Annotated in this window: 18 protein-coding genes; 6 read left to right on the plus strand and 12 right to left on the minus strand. The window is 67.4% G+C overall.

All coding sequences use genetic code 11. The features are described from left to right. Positions 1 to 158: 158 nt before the first annotated feature. The 6 genes from AC1RWI_RS28965 to xdhA form a co-directional block, all read right to left on the minus strand. On the minus strand, positions 159 to 1,259 hold the full coding sequence (locus tag AC1RWI_RS28965; protein ID WP_492870039.1) for a fatty acid desaturase: 1,101 nt from the start codon (positions 1,257 to 1,259) through the stop codon (positions 159 to 161). Positions 1,260 to 1,429: 170 nt separating this feature from the next. After that, positions 1,430 to 2,761, minus strand: coding sequence for a guanine deaminase (guaD, locus tag AC1RWI_RS28970; protein WP_043344675.1), 1,332 nt, complete (start codon positions 2,759 to 2,761; stop codon positions 1,430 to 1,432). Between the two features lie 63 nt (positions 2,762 to 2,824). Then, positions 2,825 to 3,871, minus strand: a complete 1,047-nt coding sequence (locus tag AC1RWI_RS28975) for an adenosine deaminase (RefSeq protein WP_043344677.1) — start codon at positions 3,869 to 3,871, stop codon at positions 2,825 to 2,827. Next, positions 3,868 to 4,902 carry a xanthine dehydrogenase accessory protein XdhC gene (xdhC, locus tag AC1RWI_RS28980; protein ID WP_492870040.1) on the minus strand — a complete coding sequence of 345 codons (1,035 nt, stop codon included), beginning with the start codon at positions 4,900 to 4,902 and terminating at the stop codon, positions 3,868 to 3,870. The genes AC1RWI_RS28975 and xdhC overlap by 4 nt, the downstream gene beginning before the upstream one ends. 112 nt (positions 4,903 to 5,014) lie before the next feature. After that, the gene (xdhB, locus tag AC1RWI_RS28985; RefSeq protein ID WP_492870041.1) at positions 5,015 to 7,372 is read right to left on the minus strand and encodes a xanthine dehydrogenase molybdopterin binding subunit; all 2,358 of its coding nucleotides are present in this window, start codon (positions 7,370 to 7,372) and stop codon (positions 5,015 to 5,017) included. Positions 7,373 to 7,384: 12 nt separating this feature from the next. After that, entirely contained in the window at positions 7,385 to 8,899 is a 1,515-nt protein-coding gene (gene xdhA, locus AC1RWI_RS28990) for a xanthine dehydrogenase small subunit (protein WP_043344683.1), read from the minus strand. Positions 8,900 to 9,120: 221 nt separating this feature from the next. Here xdhA and AC1RWI_RS28995 point away from each other — a divergent pair, with 221 nt between their 5' ends. Continuing rightward, positions 9,121 to 10,065, plus strand: coding sequence for a LysR substrate-binding domain-containing protein (locus AC1RWI_RS28995; protein ID WP_043344685.1), 945 nt, complete (start codon positions 9,121 to 9,123; stop codon positions 10,063 to 10,065). Positions 10,066 to 10,128: 63 nt separating this feature from the next. Here AC1RWI_RS28995 and AC1RWI_RS29000 read toward each other — a convergent pair whose 3' ends face one another. After that, positions 10,129 to 10,908 (minus strand): ABC transporter substrate-binding protein, encoded by a 780-nt coding sequence (locus tag AC1RWI_RS29000; protein ID WP_236702034.1) that lies wholly within the window; start codon positions 10,906 to 10,908, stop codon positions 10,129 to 10,131. A gap of 226 nt (positions 10,909 to 11,134) precedes the next feature. On the opposite strand from AC1RWI_RS29000, the gene AC1RWI_RS29005 reads away from it, so the two are divergent. The 5 genes from AC1RWI_RS29005 to AC1RWI_RS29025 all read left to right on the plus strand — a co-directional run bounded on the left by AC1RWI_RS29005 (position 11,135) and on the right by AC1RWI_RS29025 (position 16,935). Next, on the plus strand, positions 11,135 to 12,232 hold the full coding sequence (locus AC1RWI_RS29005) for a substrate-binding domain-containing protein (protein ID WP_043344686.1): 1,098 nt from the start codon (positions 11,135 to 11,137) through the stop codon (positions 12,230 to 12,232). A gap of 108 nt (positions 12,233 to 12,340) precedes the next feature. Beyond that, positions 12,341 to 12,958 carry a DUF4126 domain-containing protein gene (locus tag AC1RWI_RS29010; RefSeq protein WP_492870042.1) on the plus strand — a complete coding sequence of 206 codons (618 nt, stop codon included), beginning with the start codon at positions 12,341 to 12,343 and terminating at the stop codon, positions 12,956 to 12,958. A gap of 315 nt (positions 12,959 to 13,273) precedes the next feature. After that, positions 13,274 to 15,817: an ABC transporter permease gene (locus AC1RWI_RS29015; protein WP_492870046.1), complete on the plus strand. Its 2,544-nt coding sequence runs from the start codon at positions 13,274 to 13,276 to the stop codon at positions 15,815 to 15,817. A 24-nt stretch (positions 15,818 to 15,841) separates the two neighbouring features. Beyond that, positions 15,842 to 16,279, plus strand: a complete 438-nt coding sequence (locus tag AC1RWI_RS29020; RefSeq protein WP_043344693.1) for a group II truncated hemoglobin — start codon at positions 15,842 to 15,844, stop codon at positions 16,277 to 16,279. Positions 16,280 to 16,317: 38 nt separating this feature from the next. Further along, the gene (locus tag AC1RWI_RS29025) at positions 16,318 to 16,935 is read left to right on the plus strand and encodes a DUF924 family protein (RefSeq protein WP_492870043.1); all 618 of its coding nucleotides are present in this window, start codon (positions 16,318 to 16,320) and stop codon (positions 16,933 to 16,935) included. Between the two features lie 120 nt (positions 16,936 to 17,055). Here AC1RWI_RS29025 and AC1RWI_RS29030 read toward each other — a convergent pair whose 3' ends face one another. From AC1RWI_RS29030 to AC1RWI_RS29050, 5 genes are all read right to left on the minus strand, one after another. Next, the gene (locus AC1RWI_RS29030; protein WP_043344699.1) at positions 17,056 to 17,640 is read right to left on the minus strand and encodes an LOG family protein; all 585 of its coding nucleotides are present in this window, start codon (positions 17,638 to 17,640) and stop codon (positions 17,056 to 17,058) included. Continuing rightward, entirely contained in the window at positions 17,637 to 18,335 is a 699-nt protein-coding gene (locus tag AC1RWI_RS29035) for a TetR/AcrR family transcriptional regulator (protein WP_043344702.1), read from the minus strand. The genes AC1RWI_RS29030 and AC1RWI_RS29035 overlap by 4 nt, the downstream gene beginning before the upstream one ends. 139 nt (positions 18,336 to 18,474) lie before the next feature. Further along, entirely contained in the window at positions 18,475 to 18,987 is a 513-nt protein-coding gene (locus AC1RWI_RS29040; protein WP_082054804.1) for a diacylglycerol kinase, read from the minus strand. Beyond that, positions 18,875 to 20,041, minus strand: coding sequence for a glycosyltransferase family 4 protein (locus AC1RWI_RS29045; RefSeq protein WP_043344703.1), 1,167 nt, complete (start codon positions 20,039 to 20,041; stop codon positions 18,875 to 18,877). The genes AC1RWI_RS29040 and AC1RWI_RS29045 overlap by 113 nt, the downstream gene beginning before the upstream one ends. Positions 20,042 to 20,148: 107 nt before the next feature. After that, positions 20,149 to 20,938, minus strand: a 790-nt coding sequence (locus tag AC1RWI_RS29050; protein ID WP_492870044.1) for a UDP-2,3-diacylglucosamine diphosphatase, incomplete at its 5' end; no start/stop codon positions are given.

Raw genomic sequence — 20,938 nt, forward strand, 5'->3', positions numbered from 1 at the left:
TCGGGATGCACAATGACCTTGAGACCGATACCTTGCATAACGAGGCAAGCGCCGCCGCGCGGGACAAGCGCGCGCAAAGACTTTGTAATTGAGTATTACGCGCCCCAAAAGACAAACCGCAGCCAGGGCGGCTGCGGCAGGCGGTGAGCGGTGGCGGGTTATGCCGGCACAGGCGCGTTGGCGCTGGTCTGCCGGCCGCGGAAGTCCGTCCAGCAGAGCGCCTTGAAGTCATACAGCTTGCAGCGGCGCGCGGTATCGAAATACCAGCGCCAGGTGAAGTTCTGGATGATGATGCGGCCCGGCAGCGCATGCTCCAGCAGCGCCTGGGCGCGCTTGAGGCGGTACAGCGGCACGCTCATGTCCACGTGGTGCGCGGTGTGCTCCATGATGTGGTGCAGCGCCGCGCCGATGCCATAGCGAAAGCGCAGGTGCACGGTGGTGGAAACGAAGGGCTGGGCGCGCGCCCACATGGCCTTGGTGTCGTACCAAGCCACACTGGTGTGGGTGTGGTGCACGTAGAGCACAAAGCCCACGGTGAAATTCCAGACCAGGAACGGCAGCACGAAGCCCAGCCCGACCAGCAGCGCCACCGACTGCCCGGTGGCAATGGCCAGCCACGCCAGCGCGCCGATCCAGGCCACGCCGAAGAGCGCCACCAGCGTGCAGTCCCACATGAAGACGGCGCGGCGCGTGGGCATCTGGCGGCGGCTGGGGAAGAACATCTTGAACCACCAGATCTCGACCAGGTAGTACAGGCCCGCGCCAAAGCCGGTGCGGTAGACCCGCTCCAGCGCGCGGCGCCAGCGCGGCAGGGCCTGGAATTCCTCGAGCGAGTAAGGCTGCCAGACGAAGTCGAAGCCCTTGAGGTTGGAGTAACCGTGGTGGACCACGTTATGGCCCACTTCCCACAGGCTGTAAGGCGTGAGCGACGGCAGGAAGGTCAGCCGGCCCAGCCACTTGTTCAGGCCGCGCCGGGGCGTCAGGCTCTGGTGGCAGGCATCGTGGCCGATGATGAACAGGCGGGCGATGATCAGCCCCGTCGCCACGCTGGCGGCCAGCTTGGCGAGCCAGTGGGAGAACAGCACCACCCCGGCCAGCGCGGCCAGGAACAGCGCGGTGTCCAGCGCGAACAGCGCCAGCGCGCGCGGCGTGCTGCGCGCGCCAAGCGGGATCAGCCAGCCGCGGATGATCTTGCGCGAGGGCAGGGGGACGTCAGGGGAAATCGGCTCCGGAAAGGAAGCTTGCTGCGTGGCAATCATGCAAAAACCTTCAGTTGTCGAACGCGGGGTCGGGCTGGGCCCGAGACTGGCGATGCGCGGCCACGGGACAGGCCGATGGTGTGACAGCTTAGAAGGATTGCGTGACAGGGGTGTTGATCCGGGTCAAGCCAGCAGGGCCCGACCCGGTGTCACTCAGCGAAAAGTGACGATTAGTGCGCTGCCCAGGCCGGCGCGCTCGCCGGCTCGCCCATCACATACACCTCGCCGATGACGCGGTCGTCACCCAGCATGGCGAAGGCGAACAACTGTTCTTCCAGCGTTTCCGAGCGCTCGCTGCGGCGCGCGATCAGCGGCGTGGCCTGCGGGTCGAGCACGATGAAGTCGGCCTCGCAGCCGGGTGTGAAGCTGCCCACGCGCTCGCTCCAGCCCAGTGCATCGGCGGCGGCGCGGGTGGCCAGGTAGAACATGCGCAGCGCGCTCAGGTGGTAGCCGCCCATGCGCGCCACCTTGTGGGCGGCGTTCATGGTGCGCAGCATCGAGAACGAAGTGCCCCCGCCCACGTCGGTGGCCAGCGTCACGTTGAGGCGGTGCGCATCCGACTGGTGGAAGTCATAGAAGCCGCTGCCCAGGAACAGGTTGGAGGTGGGGCAGTGCGCCACCGCCGCGCCGCTGTCGGCCAGCCGCTTGCGGTCATCCTGGTCGAGGTAGATGGCGTGGCCGTACAGCGCGCCCGGGCGCAGCAGGCCGTAGTGATCGTAGATGTCCAGGTAGCTGCGCGCTTGCGGGAACAGCTCGGCCACCCATTTCACTTCGTCGCGGTTTTCCGCCACGTGGGTCTGGATGAAGGCGTCCGGGCAGGCCTTGGCCAGCTCTCCGCAGGCTTGCAGCTGCGCCTCGCTGGAGGTGGGCGCGAAGCGCGGCGTAATGGCGTACGACAGGCGGTTCTTGCCGTGCCAGCGCGAGATCAGGTCGGCCGAATCGCGCGCGCCGGACTCGGCGGTGTCGCGCAGGAATTCGGGGCAGTTGCGGTCCATCATCACCTTGCCGGTGACCAGGCGCAGGTTGCGGCGGTCGGCTTCGGCAAACAGCGCGTCGGCCGAGGCCGTGTGCACGGTGCTCCACGCCACGGCGCTGGTGGTGCCGTTGCGCAACAACTCGTCGGCGAAGAAGCCAGCCACCGCCGCCGCGTATTCCGGCTCGGCGAAGCGGCGCTCCTCGGGGAAGGTATAGGTCTCCAGCCAGTGCAGCAGGCCGGGCGATGGCGAGGCGATGATGTCGGTCTGCGGGTAATGCACGTGCGTGTCGATAAAGCCCGGCATGATCAGCTTGCCGCGGCGGTCGATCACTTCGGCGCCCGCCGGGATCTGGTCGGCCAGGTCGGCATGGCTGCCGACCGCGGCGACGTGCCCGGCGGTGACGATCAGCACCCCGTCTTCCCAATACTGATACGCGTCGTCATGAAACTGGGGGTCGCGCAGGAAGTGCAGCACGCGGCCACGGATGGCGCGGGTGATGGACTGGGTGGGGGGCGTGGTCGTCATATCGATGTCTCGTCATGCGCCGGCGCGCGCATGGCGCGCCGGCTTCTTGGTGTGAGCCGCGCTTCAGGCCGTGGAGGCCGCGGCGGGCAGGGGGGATTGCCAGAAGTGGTCGACTTCAGCGAGGAAGGCAGTCTTTTGCGAGGCGGGCAGGAACGACGCCTCGAAACTGTTGCGCGCCAGCTTGTGGCCATCGGCCGCGGTCAGCGGCAAGGCTTCGAAAGCGGCTTCCCAGTTCGCGTTCATATAGCCGCCGAAATAGGCGGGATCGTCCGAGTGCAGCGTGACCAGCACGCCCGCTTCCAGCAGGCGGTGCAGGGAGTGGTCGCGCAGGTCCGGGTAGACCTTGAGCTTCTGGTTGGACAGCGGGCATACCGTGAGCGCCACGCGCTCGCGGGCCAGCCGCTCAACCAGTGCCGGGTCGTCGATGGCGCGCACGCCGTGATCGATGCGCTCCACCTTGAGGATGTCGAGCGCGTCGGTCACGTATTGCGCCGGGCCTTCCTCGCCGGCATGCGCCACCAGGTGCAGGCCGAGCTCGCGGGCGCGGGCAAAGACGCGGGCGAACTTCTCCGGCGGGTTGCCCTGCTCGGAAGAGTCCAGCCCGATGCCGACGAAGCGGTCGCGGTAAGGCAGCGCGGCTTCCAGCGTGGCGAAGGCGTCTTCCTCGGAGAGGTGGCGCAGGAAGCAGAGGATCAGGCTGCTCGAGAAGTCGTACTGCGTGCGGGCCTGGGCGAGCGCGTCGGAAATGCCGTCGATCACCACATGGATCGGCACGCCGCGCTCGGTATGGGTCTGCGGGTCGAAGAAGATCTCGGCGTGGCGCACGTTGTCGGCGACGGCACGCTGCACGTAGGCCATCGTCATGTCGAAGAAATCGTCCTCGGTCAGCAGCACGCTGGCGCCGGCGTAATAGATGTCGAGGAAGGATTGCAGGTCGGTGAAGGCGTAGGCCTCGCGCAGGGCTTCCACGCTGGCGTACGGCAACTTGACCTTGTTGTGCTGGGCCAGCCGGAAGATCAGCTCAGGCTCGAGCGTGCCTTCAATGTGGACGTGCAGTTCCGCCTTGGGCGTCTGGCGGATACGGTCTGCGAGCGCGGCATCGAGCGTCATGGGGTTCCTTTTGCGGTCTTGGTTTGCGTCGTGCTCGTCGCTTTGCCGCTGCGGCTGGCGCTCAGCGCGCCCAGATGGGCGAGGCGCTGGTCGCGAACCTGCAACAGCTGGGCGACGATGGCAACCGCAATCATAGCCGGAGCCTTGTCCGTGATGCCGGGCACGCCCATCGGGCACGTCATTTCCGCAAAGCGGGAAGGGTCAATCCCGTGCTCCGCCATGCGGTGCTCGAAGCGCGCGCGCTTGGTCTTGGAGCCGATCAGGCCGAAGTAGGCGAAGTCGTCGCGCCGCAGGATGCGCTCGCACAGCGTCTGGTCCAGCGCGTGGCTGTGCGTCATCACCAGGAAGTAGCTGCCGGCCGGCGCATGGTCCACCACGGCTTCGGGGGTGTCGCTGGCTTCCGGGGTGACGTTGTCGGGCAGGCCGGCGGGGAACAAGGTGTCGCGCTCATCCACCCAGTGCACCTGGCACGGCAGGTTGGCCAGCACTTTGACCAGCGCATGGCCCACATGGCCGGCGCCGAACAGCACCACGTGCAACTCGTCCGGCACCAGGGTATCGGTCCAGCCGCCGTCCGCCTGCAAGGCCACCGAGGGCAGCAGCGCCGGCGCCACGGCGTGTCGCACCGCGCCGATGCGTGGCACCGTGCGCATCAGCGCGCGTCCGGCGCCGAACGCGGCCTGCACCGCGTCCAGCCACGGCAGGTCGGCTTCACCCAACACCTCGAAAGCGAGCAGCACCACGCCGCCGCAGCATTGCCCCAGCGCCGGGCCCAGCGGGATGCGCACGATCTGCCGCGTCGCGCCGCGCTCGGCCAGCATGGCGCGGGCGATCTCCATGCCGCGCCATTCGAGATGGCCGCCGCCGATGGTCCCGGCCAGTTCGTTGGCGGTCACCAGCATGCGCACGCCTGCCTCGCGCGGCGCGGAGCCTTTCACCTCGGCGATGGTGACCATCGCCACCGGCACGCCCGCGCGCACCCAGCGGGTGGCGTCGGCGAAGCGCAAGGGTTTGAGGGGTGCGTCCTGCATGGTGATGCCTTTCAAGGTTGATGCTCTGGGTGAAGCTCGTTACTTCGTTACGGTCTTCAGCGAAGACGGACTGTGGGAGAGGGCGGGCGCATCCGCAAGCCGCTGTCTCCTACTACACCACCCGCACCACCCGCGCCGCGTCAACCGCATCCAGGATTGCCTCGCTGGTCGCGGGCGCCACCAGCGGCGGGTTCACCTTGTAGTCCGCGACGCTGGCCACCGCGTCGCGGATCGCGAAGAACACCGAGAACGGCAGCAGCAGCGGCGGCTCGCCCACGGCCTTGGACCGATGGATGCTGTCTTCCGCATTGTCGTTCTCGAACAGCCGCACGTAGAAGTCTTCCGGGCAGTCGTTGACGGTCGGGATCTTGTAGGTCGAGGGCGCATGCGTCATCAGCTTGCCGTCCTTGTTCCACCACAGTTCCTCGGTGGTCAGCCAGCCCATGCCCTGGATGAACCCACCTTCGACCTGGCCGATGTCGATGGCCGGGTTGAGCGAGCGGCCGGCGTCGTGCAGCACGTCGGCGCGCAGCAGGCGCCATTCGCCGGTGAGCGTGTCCACCAGCACTTCCGAGCACGCCGCGCCATAGGCGAAGTAATAGAACGGCCGCCCTTGCAGCTTGGACTGGTCCCAGTACAGCTTGGGCGTGGTGTAGAAGCCATCGGACCACAACTGCACCCGTGCCACGTAGGCTTGCCGTGCCAGGTCGCTGAAGTCCAGGCGGAGTTCGCCGGCTACCACCAGGTCGTCGCCGAACTGCACGCTGTCCGCGTCCACACCGGCCTGGCGCGCGGCAAACGCCGCCAGCCGCTCGCGGATCTGCCGCGCGGCGTCCTGCGCGGCCTTGCCGTTCAGGTCGGTGCCGGTGGAGGCGGCCGTGGCCGAGGTGTTGGCCACCTTGCTGGTATCGGTCGCGGTCACGCGCACGCGTTCGAGCCGGATGCCAAGCTCATGTGCCACCACCATCGCCACCTTGGTGTTCAGGCCCTGGCCCATCTCGGTGCCGCCGTGGTTCACCAGCACCGAGCCGTCGTTGTACACGTGCACCAGCGCGCCGGCCTGGTTGAAGTGGGCCACGTTGAAGGAAATGCCGAACTTCACCGGGGTGATGGCGATGCCCTTCTTCAGCACCGGGCTGGTGGCGTTGAACGCGCGCGTGGCCTCGCGGCGCGCGCGGTAGGCGCTGGTCGCTTCGAGTTCGTCGAGCAGTTCGTGGATGACGTTGTCTTCCACGGTCTGGCCGTAAGGCGTGACGTTGCGCTCGGTCTTGCCATACAGGTTGGCACGGCGCACGTCGAGCGCATCGCGGCCCACGGTGCGTGCCACGTTGTCGAGGATGTACTCCATGGCAAAGGCACCCTGCGGGCCGCCAAAGCCGCGAAATGCGGTATTGCTCTGCGTGTTGGTCTTGCCGCAGTAACCGTCGATCTGCACGTTCGGCAGCCAGTAGGCGTTGTCGAAGTGGCAGATGGCGCGGGTCATCACCGGGCCGGACAGGTCGGCCGAGAAGCCGGCGCGCGAAACCATCTCCACCGACACGCCGTCGAGGCGGCCGTCGGCATCGTGGCCGACTTCGTAGTCGAAGACGAAGTCGTGGCGCTTGCCGGTGATCATCATGTCGTCATCGCGGTCCGGACGCAGCTTGACCGGGCACAGCAGTTTCCAGGCAGCCAGCGCGGCGCAGCAGGCGAACATGGCCGATTGCGATTCCTTGCCGCCGAAGCCGCCGCCCATGCGGCGGCACTCCACCAGCACCTGGTGCGCGTGCCAGCCCAGCATATGCGCCACCGCATGCTGCATTTCGGTGGGATGCTGGGTCGAGCACCACACATGCATGCCGTCGTTTTCCTTGGGCGCGGCGTAGGCGATCTGGCCTTCCAGGTAGAACTGCTCCTGGCCGCCCAGGCGGATGTTGCCCTTGTCCCGATGCACGGCGGCGGCGATATGGCTGGCCGGCTCGCCGCGCGTGAGGTGCATCGGCGGCAGCACATAGCTGCCGGCCTGGTGTGCCGCCTCGGGCGACAGCACGGGCGCCAGGTCTTCATACTCGATCGTGCCCAGGCGGGCGGCGCGGCGCGCGGCATCGTGCGAGGTGGCCACCACCACGAAGATCGGCTGGCCGATGAACTGGACCAGGCCGTTGGCCAGGATCGGGTCGTCGTGGATGATCGGGCCGCATTCGTTGGCAGCGGGAATGTCCTCGGCGCTCAGCACCGCCACCACGCCCGGCGCGGCGCGCACCTTGTCGAGCGAGATCGACCTGATGCGGGCATGGGCGCGCGTGCTCATGCCGAGCGCGGCATGCAGCGTGCCTGCCAGTTCGGGGATGTCGTCGGTGTAGGTGGCCGTGCCGGCCACGTGCAGGTGGGCCGATTCGTGCGGGCGCGAGACACCCACTTGCGGCGTCGAAATGGCGGTCCTGGCTTCGCTCGCGGCGTCGAGCAGGAAGGGTTCGGTTTGCTTGTTCATGCCGATCTCTCCTTACGCGGTAGCGGTGGTGGTGGCCGCGCCCGCACCGATGGCGCGGACATTGACGGCGGCCGCGGGCAGCGCGTCGGCGCGCGTTTCCAGCCAGAAGCGGTACAGCAGGTTGGCGGCGCCGCGGCTGCGGTACGCGGCGGTGGCGCGCATATCGGACAACGGCGTGAAGTCCTGCGCCAGCGCGCTCATGGCGGCGCGGGCGGTGGCTTCGGTCCAGGGCTGGCCGATCAGCGCGGCTTGCGTCAGTGCCCCGCGCTTGGGCGTGGCAGCCATGCCGCCGAAGGCCACGCGCGCATCGCGGATCACGCCGTTTTCCAGCGTCAGCGCAAAGGCCGCGCAGACAGCGGAAATGTCTTCGTCAAAGCGTTTTGACAGCTTGTAGGTACGGAAGTGCTCCGGCCCGGCCAGCGGCACGCGCAGCGCCGCGACGAACTCGCCTTCGGCCATGGCGGTCTTCTGGTAAGCCAGGTAGAGGTCTTCCAGCGCCAGGGTGCGGCGCACGTCGCCGCGTTGCAGCACCACTTCGGTGCCAAGCGCGATCAGCGCGGGCATGGAGTCGCCGATCGGCGAGCCGTTGGCGATATTGCCGCCCAGCGTGCCGGCATTGCGGATCGGCAGGGAGGCGAAACGCTTCCACAATTCCTCCAGCTCGGGATGGACGCCGTTCAGCGCGGCGTAGGCGCGCTCCAGCGAGACTGCCGCGCCGATTTCCAGGGCGCCATCGATTTCGCGGATGCCGTTCAGGTCAGCCACCTGGCCCACGTACAGCAGGTTGCCCAGTTCGCGGAACTGCTTGGTCACCCACAGCCCCACGTCGGTGCTGCCGGCCAGGATGCGCACGCCGGGCTCGGCCGCCTTGATGGCGGCAAACGCCGAGGCGGTGCGGGGCGCGTAGAAGTGCTGGCCTGCGGCGCTGTAGTGGAAGGTGTCGTCGCGCCGCAGCGCGCGCAGCGTGTCGGCGATCTGGCGCGGGTCCAGCTTGCTGGCCTGCGGCGCCGGCAGCGCCATCATGCGCTGGCCGGCCTCGATGATGGGGCGGTAGCCGGTGCAGCGGCACAGGTTGCCGGTCAGGGCGTCGCAGATGGCCTCGCGCGCCGGGGCGCGGCCGGTGCCGGCGTCCTCGGATTTCTGCTGGTACAGCGCCCACAGCGACATCACAAAGCCGGGGGTGCAGAAGCCGCACTGGGAGCCATGGCACTCCACCATCGCCTGCTGCACCGGGTGCAGCGCGCCGTCGGCCTGGCGCAGGTCTTCCACGGTGATCAGCGCGCGGCCGTCCAGCGTGGGCAGGAACTGGATGCAGGCATTGACCGCCTTGAACTCGACCTGGCCGTTTTCGCCCAGCTCGCCCAGCACCACGGTGCAGGCCCCGCAATCGCCTTCGGCGCAGCCCTCCTTGGTGCCCGTGCAGCGCGCGTCCTCGCGCAGGTATTGCAGCACGGTGCGGGTAACGGGGGCGTTTGCGACCTCCGTGACCTTGCCCCGGTGGTAAAAGCGGATGGTTTGCGTCTCCATGGTGTCTTCTCTCTTTGTGGATGGGGCCAAACATAGCACTGACGCCGATGATGCAATATTCGGCCCAGGTGATATGCCCCATCAAGCGGGGAGAGCGTTCCGGCGGCCAGCGAGGGCGGCGGCGGCCGGATTTGACCAATGACGGGGTGCGTGACATACACTATGCGCCGTTCCCATTCCCCACGCCACCGGCCGCAAAGCGCGCCAGGCGCCCCCTCGCCATGCACGGACGCGACCATCTCGACACCTATTTGCTGCGGGTGCTGCACACTCTGCTCACCGAGCAGAGCGTGACCCGCACCGCGGTCCGCCTCGGCCAGTCGCAGCCTGCCATCAGCAATACGCTCAAGCGGCTAAGGGAAATCACGGGGGATGCCATCCTGGTGCGCGGCAAGAGCGGCATGGTGCCGACCGAGCGCGGCCGCGAGCTGCTGCAACTGGCCGAACAGAGCCTGGCGGCCATGGACCGCATCGCCCGGCCACCGCAGCATTTCGACCCGGCCACCACTACCCGTACCTTCCACCTCGGCGCGCCGGACTACCTGGACGCCTTCTTCCTGCCCAATATCGTCGAGCGCGTGCGCCGGCTGGCGCCCGGCGCCAAGCTGTTCGTGCACCCGATGACGTCATCGAGCGACTTCCTCGACAGCCTGGAGCAAGGGCAGCTCGACATCGTGGTCGGCAACTGGCTGTCGCCACCGGAGCATCTGCATATTTCGCCGCTGTTCGACGATGAGGTGGTGTGCATGCTGGGAGCGCAGCATCCGCTGGCGCGCAAGGGGCTGACCCTCAAGCACTACCTGGAGATGCCGCACCTGGCGCCGGCGCCTTATGCCTCGATGCAGCGCAGCATGATCGACCAGGCGCTGGCCGAACAGGGATACAAGCGCAATATCCAGGTCACGCTGCCGTATTTCGGTCTGGTGCCGTATGTGTTGATGAAGACCGATATGGTGTTCACCACGGGGCGGCAGTTTGCCGCGCATTATGCGCAGTACCTGCCGCTGAAGATGGTGCCTTCGCCGGTGGCCTTTCCGCGGATGCGGTTTTATCAGCTGTGGCATGAGCGGTGCCATGCCGCGCCGGATGTGATGTGGATGCGCAGGATGATTGCGGAGGTGGCGGGGGAGTTGCCGGTTTTGCCGCAGCTGGTGAGGGAGGGGTAAGGGGGTGTTTGTGCGCAAGGGCAGAACTGCGCAGAACCGTTGCGCATAAACACCCTCTTCACTTCACTTCCCCCTGTAACTCGGAAAGAACAACTGTTCCCCCTCCACCTTGTACGCAGCAATGGTGTCCTGCCCATCCCTGGAGGTAATCCACTCCACCAGCTTCATGGCATCCACGTAATTGGCATCAGGATGCTTGGCCGGATTGACCGCAATCACGCCATATGGATTGAACATCCTGGGATCGCCTTCCAGCAGGATCGCCAATCCGGTCTTGGCGCGATACGCGCCATAAGTGGCCCGGTCCGACAACGTATAGCCCGGCATCTGCGCGGCCATGGTCAGCACCTCGCCCATCCCCAGCCCGGCATTCACGTACCACGGCTGCCCCTTGGGCTCGATCCCCGCCTGCTTCCAGTAGTCCTTCTCCATCACGTCGGTCCCTGAGTTGTCCCCGCGCGAGATGAACTTGGTGCTGCCGGCGGCGATCTTCCTGAAGCCGGCCAGCACGTCCTTGCCGCCTTTCAGCCTGGCCGGGTCGCTGGCCGGGCCAACCACGATGAAGTCGTTGTACATGACGTCGCGGCGGTTGACGCCGTAGCCCGCCGCCACGAATTCGTCTTCCATCTTGCGCGCGTGCACCAGCAGCACATCGACGTCGCCCATTTCGCCCATCTTCATCGCCTTGCCCGATCCTACGGCGATCACCTTGACGGTGACGCCGCTCTTTTGCTCGAACCTGGGCAGCAGGAATTTCAGCAGGCCGGAGTTCTCCGTGCTGGTGGTGGTGGCCAGCTTGAGTTCGCCGGCGAAGGCGCTGGTGGCGATGGTGGCGCCGGCCATGCCAACCAGGCAAACCAGCCCGATAGCGCACGCGGCTCGGTTCGAAATATGGCGTGAAAGGCCTTGTTTGCTGAGCGCTTGCATGGATTCTCCTTGTCTTATGTTTTTAGAAACACAATTGCCACAAACTCATGAGATCGGTGAGAATGCAGAAAAATACGTGGAAATCAGCGCCTTGCATTCTCGGTGAACCACATCTCCAAAGTAAATATGAAAGGCGTTTCATATGACATTCCGCTTTGACCTGTTCCCGGTTGTCGCCGCAGACGACAATCCTCGCTCCAACGGCAAGGTGTTCCAGCTGCTCAAGGCAGTGCGCGAGACGGGCTCCCTGCATCGCGCGGCGCGCGAGATCGGGTTGTCGTACCGGCACGCCTGGGGCGTGATGCGGTCTTGGGAGGAGATGCTTGGGCGCAGCATGCTCGACATGGAGCGGGGCCGGGGGGCGTCACTGACGCTGTTCGGCGAGCGCTTGCTGCGTGCGGAGGGGCGCTTGCGCGATTCGATCGACCCGGTCGTGCAGAAGGCCATGGTCGATTTCCTGGCGGACCTGGACGACGCGGCCCAGCCGCAGACCCGCATCCGCTTCTCCGGCAGCCATGATCCGGCCATGGAGGTCCTGGCGGGGGCGCTGCACGACGCGCCGGGCGGCCTGCAGCTCGATACCGTGTTCTGCGGCAGCGTGGAGGGCCTGATCTGCCTGCAGGAGCGGCAGTCCGAGCTGGCTGGCTTCTACGTCTCACCGATCCAGAAGGCTGGCTCCGTCGCTCACGTGACGCTGCGCAAATGGCTGCGTCCGGCCGCCGTGCGCTTGATCCGGCTGGCCTGGCGCGAGCAGGGCCTGATCGTCGCGCGCGAGCTCGCGGGGGAGATCCACGGCCTGCGCGACCTGGCCCGTACCCGTGCCCGCTTCGTCAACCGCCAGCGCAGTTCTGGCACGCGCATGCTGTTTGACCAGTTGCTGGCCACCGAGGGGCTATTCCCGGACCAGATCGTTGGCTACGAAACCCCCGAGTTCAGCAACGAGACGGTGGCGCAAGCGGTGCACGCCGGCCGTGCCGAGGTGGGCTTCGGCCTGCGCATGAATGCCGAGGCCCATGGGCTGGCCTTTGTGCCGCTGACCCGCGAGGCCTACTATCTGGCACTGCGCAAGAACGACCAGATCACGCCCTGGGCGCATGGCTTGCTTTCGCATTTGGCTGACCCGGCCTTCCGGCACCGCATCGAAGCGCTTCCCGGCTACGCCATGGCCGCGCCCGATGGCATCCTGACGCCGCAGGAGGCACTTCCCTGGTACGGCCCCGACGGCAAGGAAGGCGGCTGACGCCGTCCACCGGGGAGGGTGGGAACCCGGCTGTTTGAGCGCGCGCGTATTACACTGGTTGCATAGGCGGGGCTGCATGCCCGCCAGACAGACCCAGCAAGGAGCGCCATGCTAGAAACGGCCGCGTTGGCCGCGGGCTTGTCCTGGACCAGCGGATTTCGCCTTTACCTGGCCGTGTTCACGGCTGGCGCACTGGGCCGCCTGGGCTGGCTGCACCTGCCGCCCGGCCTGCAGGCGCTGCAGTCGTGGTGGGTGATCGCGCTGGCCGCGGTGCTGGCCCTGGCCGAATTCGTGGCCGACAAGGTGCCGGGCTTCGATTCCTTCTGGGACAGCATCCAGACCTTTATCCGCATTCCCGCCGGCGCGATCCTGGCCGCTGCCGCCTTCGGGCAGCTCGATCCGCAATGGATGGTCGCCGCCGGGCTGGTCGGGGGCACGCTGGCCGGCACCGCCCATGCCGCCAAGGCCGGCACCCGCGCCCTGATCAACGTCTCGCCGGAACCGTTTTCGAATTGGGCTGCCTCATTGAGCGAGGACGTTGCCGCCAGCAGCGGGCTGCTGCTGGCTTTTTTCCTGCCTGCGGTGTTCCTGGTGGTGCTGGCCGTGCTGTTGCTGGTGGCGGCGTGGCTGCTGCCCAAGCTGTGGCGCGGCTTGCGCCATTTGCGCGACGCGTTGGCCAAGCGTGCTCCGGCGGCCTCGCCGGCGGGGCGTCAGCCCCGGCGCTGAGTGGCGGGTTCGACCCTCGCTTTGCGCAATCCGGCCATAATCTGGCCCTGGTCCGGCGGATGCGCGCCGGGATCCTCCCGCTGGTGTCCTGCGGTCGCGCCAATCCTGGCCTGCGGCCAGCCCGGCCGGCCGCCACCATGCATGTGCACGGACAAGAGATTAGAGAGAAGAGATAAGAGATCGATGTCTTCAGAACCCGCCTCCCAGCACGCTCCCGCAGCAGCAAACGCAGCCGCAGCCGCAGCCACCACCACCGTCGCGGCATCGTCCGGCGCCGGCCCGGCGCGCTTCTCGCCCTGGCGCCAGGCTTTGCGCATGGCGCGGCGCGATTGGCGCGCCGGCGAGCTGAGCCTGTTGCTGTTCGCGCTGGTGCTGGCCGTGGCGGCGCTCAGCAGCGTGGGCTTTCTGGCCGACCGCATGCGCCTGGGGCTGGAGCGCGACGCGCGCCAGATGATCGCCGCCGATGTGCTGATCGTGTCCGACCAGCCGTTCGATGCCGTCTTCGCCAGCCACGCCGCGCAAGCGGGCCTGGCCACCACGCAGACGGTCACCTTTCCGAGCATGGCGAGCGCACATGTGCCGGGCAAGGCCGCCACAACGCAAGGGCAAGGGGCGGCTGGCGGGGCTCAGGCCGATGCCCCTTCGCAACTGGCTGCGCTCAAGGCGGTCGCCCCCGGCTATCCGCTGCGCGGGCAGCTCAAGGTGGCGGCTGGGCCCGGGGCGCCGGAAGCCGCCGCCACCGGCATTCCCGCCGAGGGCACCGTCTGGGTGGACGAGGCCTTGCTGGACGCGCTCGGCGTTGGCGTGGGCGACACCATCCAGCTGGGCAGCCGCGCCTTTCGCATCGACCGCATCCTCACGCAGGAACTGGATCGCGGCGCCGGCTTCATGAATTTCGCGCCGCGCGTGATGCTGCCGCTGTCTGACCTGGCCGCCACGGGGCTGGTGGGCTGGGGCAGCCGGGTCTCCTACCGCCTGCTGGTGGCTGGCCCCGATGCCGCCGCGCAGGCCTACCAGAAGTGGGCCGAGGCCGAGATCGACAAGCGCGCGCTGCGCAACACGCGGGTCGAGTCGCTGGAATCCGGCCAGCCGCAGATGCGCGCCACGCTGGACCGTGCCGAGCGTTTCCTGTCGCTGGTGGCGGTGCTGTCGTCGATGATTGCCGCGGTGGCCATCGCCATGTCGGCGCGCCGCTATATGCAGCGCCACACCGATGCCTGCGCTGTCTACAAGTGCATGGGCCTGTCGCGCCGCGAGATCCTGCTGGCTTTCGGGCTGGAGTTCCTGCTGCTGGGCGTGGGCGGCGCGGCGGCCGGCGTGGCGCTCGGCTACCTGGCGCACTACGGCCTGCTGCTCTCGCTGGGTAAGCTGCTGACCGTGACGCTGCCGCAGCCTTCCGTCTTGCCTGCCGTGGTTGGCGTGCTGGCGGGCGTCGTCCTGCTGGCGGGCTTTGCCTTGCCGCCGCTGCTGGCGCTGACCCGGGTGCCGCCGCTGCGCGTGCTGCGGCGTGACGTCGGCGCGCCGCCGGTCTCGACCTGGATCGCCTACGGGCTCGGCCTGGGCGCCTTCGTGGCGCTGCTGCTGGTGGCCGCGCGTGATCTCAAGCTGGGGCTGACCACCGCGGGCGGCTTTGTCGCCGCCGGCGTCGTGTTCGCGCTGCTGGCCCTGGGACTGCTAAGCCTGCTGTCGCGGCTGATGCGCGGCCGGCGCCTGGCGCGCGGTAGCGTGGGCTGGCGCTTTGCGCTCGCGGTGCTGGAGCGCCGCCGCGGCGTGACGGTGCTGCAGACGGTGGCGCTGGCGGTGGGCCTGATGGCGCTGCTGCTGCTCGGCATGACCCGCAACGACCTGATCGCCTCCTGGCGCAACGCCACGCCGGCGGACGCGCCCAACCGCTTCGTCATCAATATCCAGCCGGACCAGCGCGCGCCGCTTACCGGCATGCTGCAGCACGCCGGCATCGCCGACCTGCTGTACCCGATGGTGCGCGGCCGCCTGACACATATCGCTGGCCAGCAGGTGCGCGCCGAGCGCTTTGCCGATGGCCGCGCCCGCAACCTGGTCGAGCGCGAGTTCAACCTGTCCTATACCGATGCGCTGCCGGCCGGCAACCGCGTGGTGGCGGGCAACTGGCTCGGCGCCGGGAAGGGCGGGGCCGGGGCCTCGGTGGAGGAAGGCATCGCCAAGACGCTGGGGATCCGGCTCGGGGACACCTTGCGCTTCGATGTGGCGGGGCAGTCGGTGGAGGCGCCGGTCACCTCGCTGCGCAAGCTGGACTGGGGCTCGATGCGGGTCAATTTCTTCGTCATCCTGCCGCCTTCTGCCATGCAAGGCCTGCCGCAGACCTATATCACCGCCTTCCACCTGCCGCCCGCGCAAGCCGCGCTGGGCAACCGCATGGTGGCGGCCTTCCCGAACATCACGGTGGTCAACACCGACATGATCCTGCGCCAGATCCAGGACGTGCTCGACCAGGTCATCGCCGCCGTCGAGTTCCTGTTCGTGTTCACGCTCGCAGCCGGCGTCACCGTGCTCTATGCAGCGCTGTCCGGGGCGCGCGACGAGCGCAAGCGCGATGCCGGGCTGCTCAAGGCGCTGGGCGCATCCGCCGCGGTGGTGCGCCAGACCCAGTACGCGGAGTTCCTGGTGGTGGGCGGGCTGGCGGGCCTGCTGGCCAGCCTGGGCGCGATCGCGGTGGGCTGGGGCTTGTCGCAGTTCGTGTTCGATTTCCCCTACCGCTTCAATGGCTGGATCGTGCCGGCGGGTGTGCTTTCTGGCATGCTGTGCGCTTTCGCGGGCGGCTGGCTGGGTTTGCGCGAGGTGCTGCGGCAGCCGGCGCTGGCCACGCTGCGTGAAACCTGAAGCCTGAACCATCCCTGAGTGCTTATGAGTACCGATTCCAAGCCTGAAAATGCGGCATCCTCGGCATCCGATGCCGCCCCCGAAGTCACCGCCTATGAACTGATCGGCGGCGAGGCGCGCGTGCGCGAACTGGTCGACCGTTTCTACGACCTGATGGATCTGGAGGACGAGTTCAAGGGCCTGCGTGCGTTGCATCCCGCCTCGCTCGACGGCTCGCGCGACAAGCTGTTCTGGTTCCTGTGCGGCTGGCTGGGCGGTCCCAACCACTTCATCGAGCGCTTTGGCCACCCGCGCCTGCGCGCGCGCCACATGCCATTCGAGATCGGCACCAGCGAGCGCGACCAGTGGATGCGCTGCATGGCGCTGGCCATGCAGGACGTCGGCCTGCCCGAAGACCTGCAGCTGCGCCTGATGCAGGCCTTTTTCGGCACCGCCGACTGGATGCGCAATGTGCCGCGTTGATGGCCAAGGCTACCTGACCCGCCATAGGTCCCGGCACCATGGCTGACATGCATCCCGAAGCCGCCACGGACCTGCCTGCCGACGCCCGGCGCGTACTCGATTTCTGGTTCGGCGCGCCTGGCTCGCCGGCATGGAACACGACACGCTCGGTGTGGTTCACCAAGTCCGCCGAATTCGACGCCACGGTTCGCGCTGCCTTCCTGCCACTGTGGGAAGCCACGCACGCGGGCGCGAACGCGGGCTGGGCGCAAAGCCCCGAATCCGCCTGCGCGCGCATCGTGCTGCTCGACCAGGTGCCGCGCAACGTCTTTCGCGACGACCCGCGCAGCTTCGCCTCCGATGCGCAGGCGCTGGCAACAGCCCGGCAGATGGTGGCGAGCGGCGCCGACCGCCTGCTGCCCACGGCATTCCACCGCATGTTCTGCTACATGCCGTTCGAGCATTCCGAAGCGCTTGCCGACCAGAACATGGCCGTGCGGTTGATGACGGCGCTGCGCGACCAGAGCCAGGGTCAGGTGGACGTGGTGGACTGGGCGCTCAAGCACCGTGCGGTGATCGAGCGTTTCGGGCGCTTCCCGCATCGCAACGCCATGCTGGGACGCGGGGATACGGCGCAGGAGAGCACCTTCCTGGAGGAACCCGGCTCGTCGTTCTGAGCGGGTCTCGCGTGGCACAGCCGCTATCGCGGGGTGGTGGCGGGGCCGGGGCGCAAGCCGATGTGGCCGGCTCTCGGTATCGGGTATCGGGCGTCGGGCGTCGGGCCGCGGGGAGCACCATCAGGTCTGCTCGCGCTTCTCCTGCCACTTGTCCACCAGCAAGCGCGGCGCGTTGGCGAGCTTGTCGAGGATGCCTTCGGGCGTGGGCGCCACATGCAGCAGGTCGTTGTGGACCTGCTTCAGGAAGCCTTCGTCCACGGCGTGCTGCATGAAGCCCAGCATGCTGTCGTAGAAGCCTTCCGCATTGAGCAGTCCCACCGGCTTGGCGTGATAGCCCAGCTGCAGCCAGGTGAAGGTCTCGAACAACTCCTCGAAGGTGCCGACGCCGCCCGGCATGGCGATGAATGCATCGGCGCGGTCGGCCATCATCTGCTTGCGCTCGTGCATGTTGCGCACCACGTGCAGCTCGGTCAAGCCGCGATGGCCAACTTCCTTTTGCATCAGCGCCTCGGGAATGATGCCGATCGCGGTGCCGCCGTTGGCCAGCACGGCGTCGGCCACGGTGCCCATCAGCCCGACCTTGCCCCCACCGTACACCAGCGCCAGGCCGCGCTCGGCCAGGGTCTTGCCCATGGCGCGCGCCGCGGCGGCGTACTCGGGACGATTGCCGGGGCTGGAGCCGCAATAGATGCAAACGGACTTCACTTTTTTTCCTTTTCTGTTTGCGCCGCCTTGGCCGCGGCGTATTCCTGGGCTTGCTTGTCGAACGCCTGGCGGGCCTTGCCGCGCAGGTAAGGGGCCAGGATCGAGAAGATATGGTAGCTGGAGCCGTGCAGGTAGCCGCGGATCAGCTCAGGGTCGTTGTACTGGCGCGGATGCTGCACGAACTGGAACGACAGCCAGTAGGTGGCGATCACCACGATATTGGTGCAGATGGCCTCGACCTGCTCGGGCGTGGCCTCCATCTCGCCGTCTTCCTGGAACTGCCGGCAGATCTCCATCGCAAAGCGCTTCTTCTGCTCGACGATGCGCTTGAAATTGGTTTCAAGCATGCGGTTGCGCGCCAGCAGGTCATTGATGTCGCGATACAGGAAGCGGTAGTTCCACAGGAACTCCGCCATGTATTGCAGGTAGCCCCAACTTTCGTCCAGCGTGGCCTTGTGATCGTCGGGCAACTTCAGGCGGCGCTCCATCTCCTGCTCGAACAGCACGAAGATGGAGTTGATGATGTCGTCCTTGTTGCGGAAGTGATAGTAGAGATTGCCGGGGCTGATCTCCATGGCTTCCGCAATGGTGGTGGTGGTGACGTTGGGCTCGCCCACCTCGTTGAACAGGCGGAGTGAGACGTCCAGGATGCGGTCCCGGGTGCGGCGGGGACCGGCTTGCTGTTTGGGTTCCATAGGCGACCGGGCGAGCGGCAATTCGGTAAGTTGAAGGCGATTATAAGCAATCGCCGTTTGCCGCCATGCCACAAGCGCCATTGGCGCTGTCCGCGCGCCCGCCGTGCCGCGCTTGTGCCGAGCCCGTGCGGCCAGCCTGTCAGGCCGCCAGCGCGCGCAGCCAGTCCATCACGATCGGCCCCGCGATAGCCAGCCAGGTGCCGCCGCATAGCACCAGCGCCAGCATGACCGCCGCGCTGCCGAAGTCCTTGGCGCGCTTGGACAGGCTGTGCCGCTCCAGCGAAATCCGGTCGACCGCGGCTTCCACGCTGGAGTTGAGCAATTCCACGATCAGCACCAGCAGCAGGGTGCCCAGCAGCAGGATGCGCTCGACAATGCCGACCGGCAGCAGCAAGGCGCAGGGCGTGAGGATGACCACCAGCGTCAGCTCCTGGCGAAACGCGCTTTCTTCCAGCACCGCGTAGCGCAGGCCGGACACCGAGTTGATGCCGGCATGCCAGGCCCGCGCCAGGCCGCGGTTGCCCTTGTGGGGGTTCTGCTCAATCGTGTAGTCGCTGCTCGGCGAGTCCGGGGGCGGTGCCGGGGCTGACGTGACGGTCTGTGGCGCCGGCGGGCGGTGCGGTTCGGTGGGTGGGCGAAGCGGAGTCGGCATGTTCGGAGGAGGGGCGGGCAGTGGTGCCGTTCGTGCCGTTGGGGGTCGCGCGCACGGCCGGCAGTGGCTGCAGGTGAGTCAGGAACTGCTCGGAGGCGGCGCGCCACGAGAACCGTTCGGCATGGGCGCGAGCGGTGGCGCGGTCGATGCGCAGCGCTTCCAGGCAAGCTTCACGCAAGTCTTCGTGCATCACCCCGGCATCGCTGTGGCCGAGCACATCGATTGGCCCGGTTACCGGATAGGCCGCCACCGGCAGCCCGCTGGCCAGGGCTTCGAGCAGCACCAGCCCGAACGTATCGGTGCGACTGGGGAATACAAAGACGTCGGCTGAAGCATACACCTTGGCCAGCTCCGGCTGGGTCAGTACGCCCAGGTAGTTGGCCGCCGGATAGCGCGCGCGCAGCGACGCCAGCGCCGGCCCGTCGCCCACCACCCACTTGGAGCCGGGCAGGTCCAGCGCGAGGAAGGCCTCCACGTTTTTTTCCACGGCGACACGCCCCACGTAGAGAAAGATCGGGTGCGCCGTGTTCAGCACGTTAGCCTGCTGGGTGGTGAAGACATCGAGGTCGACGCCGCGGGTCCACAGCACGCCGTGGGTGATGCCAAACTGATGCAGGTCTTGCAGCACCACAGGCGTCGGCGCCATCACGGCGCGCGCCGGGCCGTGGAACCAGCGCAGGAAGCGGTAGGTCCAGGCAAGCGGAATGCCAAAGCGTGCCTGCACGTACTCCGGAAAGCGTGTGTGGTAGGCGGTGGTGAACGGCAACTGCTCGCGGATCGCATAGCGGCGTGCAGCCAGCCCGAGCGGGCCTTCCGTGGCGATATGCAGCGCGTCCGGTGCGAAGGCGCGGATGCGCGCGCGGACCTTGGCGGCGGCGAACAGTGACAGCGCGATCTCCGGATAGGTCGGGCAGGGAATGGTGGTGAATTCCTGCGGCGTGATCAGCTCCACCGTGTGCCCCATCGCAATCAGCTCGCGGCGGGTGGACTTGAGCGTGCGCACCACGCCATTGACCTGCGGCTCCCAGGCGTCGGTGACGATCAGGATCTTCATAGCTGCTCCTTGCGGCCAGGCCGCGTGGGTGGCCGGCCTCGGCGAGGCCACGGCAATACCGTTGTACGGGTGGCGGCGTGTGGGGCAGGTGCCGCGCTCAAGTCTCGTCAGGCCGTGGCGACGGTGCGGCGCCCTGCTGTGGCCGGCGCATCGAGCAAGGTGGTCCAGTAGACGATCTGCAATTCGCCGTCCTGCGTCTCCACCAGGGCGGAGAGGCTCTCCACCCAGTCGCCGTCGTTGCAGTAGAGCTGGCCGTCGACCTCGCGGATCTCGGCCTTGTGGATATGGCCGCAGATCACGCCATCGCAGCCGCGCCGGCGCGCCTCATCCACCATCGCCTGCTCGAACGAATTGATGTAGTTGACCGCGTTCTTGACCTGGTGCTTCAGGTATTGCGACAGCGACCAGTAGGGAAAGCCCAGGCGCGCGCGGATGCGGTTGAAGTGCCGGTTGACGGCCAGGATCAGCGTGTAGAGCGAGTCGCCCAGGTAAGCCAGCCAGCGCGCGTGCTGCACCACACCGTCGAACAGGTCGCCGTGCACGACCCACAGTCGCCTGCCCGCGGCGGTGACGTGGACGGCATCTTCGCGCACCGTGATATCGCCGAAGGCGAGGCCGTCGAACTGCCGCGCCACCTCATCGTGGTTGCCCGGCACGTAGATCACCTCGGTGCCCTTGCGCGCCTTGCGCAGCAGCTTCTGCACCACATCGTTGTGGCTCTGCGGCCAGTACCAGCCGCGGCGCAGCTGCCAGCCATCGATGATGTCGCCGACCAGGTAGAGCTGGTCCGATTCATTGTGCTTGAGGAAGTCGAGCAGGTAATTGGCCTGGCAGCCGGCCGTGCCGAGGTGGATGTCCGACAGCCAGATGGCGCGGTAGTGGCGGGTGGGATGGGAC

The sequence above is a fragment of the Cupriavidus sp. MPR-AND1C genome, assembly GCF_058809705.1.

What these genes read in the sequence shown, in the direction of transcription:
- AC1RWI_RS29040 (WP_082054804.1), bottom strand. Translation starts at nt 18,987, where the DNA reads ATGCCGACTCCGCTTCGCCCACCCACCGAACCGCACCGCCCGCCGGCG.
- AC1RWI_RS28965 (WP_492870039.1), bottom strand. Translation starts at nt 1,259, where the DNA reads ATGATTGCCACGCAGCAAGCTTCCTTTCCGGAGCCGATTTCCCCTGAC.
- xdhA (WP_043344683.1), bottom strand. Translation starts at nt 8,899, where the DNA reads ATGGAGACGCAAACCATCCGCTTTTACCACCGGGGCAAGGTCACGGAG.
- AC1RWI_RS29015 (WP_492870046.1), top strand. Translation starts at nt 13,274, where the DNA reads ATGGCGCGGCGCGATTGGCGCGCCGGCGAGCTGAGCCTGTTGCTGTTC.
- AC1RWI_RS29025 (WP_492870043.1), top strand. Translation starts at nt 16,318, where the DNA reads ATGGCTGACATGCATCCCGAAGCCGCCACGGACCTGCCTGCCGACGCC.
- AC1RWI_RS28975 (WP_043344677.1), bottom strand. Translation starts at nt 3,871, where the DNA reads ATGACGCTCGATGCCGCGCTCGCAGACCGTATCCGCCAGACGCCCAAG.
- guaD (WP_043344675.1), bottom strand. Translation starts at nt 2,761, where the DNA reads ATGACGACCACGCCCCCCACCCAGTCCATCACCCGCGCCATCCGTGGC.
- AC1RWI_RS29020 (WP_043344693.1), top strand. Translation starts at nt 15,842, where the DNA reads ATGAGTACCGATTCCAAGCCTGAAAATGCGGCATCCTCGGCATCCGAT.
- AC1RWI_RS29035 (WP_043344702.1), bottom strand. Translation starts at nt 18,335, where the DNA reads ATGGAACCCAAACAGCAAGCCGGTCCCCGCCGCACCCGGGACCGCATC.
- AC1RWI_RS29010 (WP_492870042.1), top strand. Translation starts at nt 12,341, where the DNA reads ATGCTAGAAACGGCCGCGTTGGCCGCGGGCTTGTCCTGGACCAGCGGA.
- AC1RWI_RS29005 (WP_043344686.1), top strand. Translation starts at nt 11,135, where the DNA reads ATGACATTCCGCTTTGACCTGTTCCCGGTTGTCGCCGCAGACGACAAT.
- xdhC (WP_492870040.1), bottom strand. Translation starts at nt 4,902, where the DNA reads ATGCAGGACGCACCCCTCAAACCCTTGCGCTTCGCCGACGCCACCCGC.
- AC1RWI_RS29045 (WP_043344703.1), bottom strand. Translation starts at nt 20,041, where the DNA reads ATGAAGATCCTGATCGTCACCGACGCCTGGGAGCCGCAGGTCAATGGC.
- AC1RWI_RS29000 (WP_236702034.1), bottom strand. Translation starts at nt 10,908, where the DNA reads ATGGCCGGCGCCACCATCGCCACCAGCGCCTTCGCCGGCGAACTCAAG.
- xdhB (WP_492870041.1), bottom strand. Translation starts at nt 7,372, where the DNA reads ATGAACAAGCAAACCGAACCCTTCCTGCTCGACGCCGCGAGCGAAGCC.
- AC1RWI_RS28995 (WP_043344685.1), top strand. Translation starts at nt 9,121, where the DNA reads ATGCACGGACGCGACCATCTCGACACCTATTTGCTGCGGGTGCTGCAC.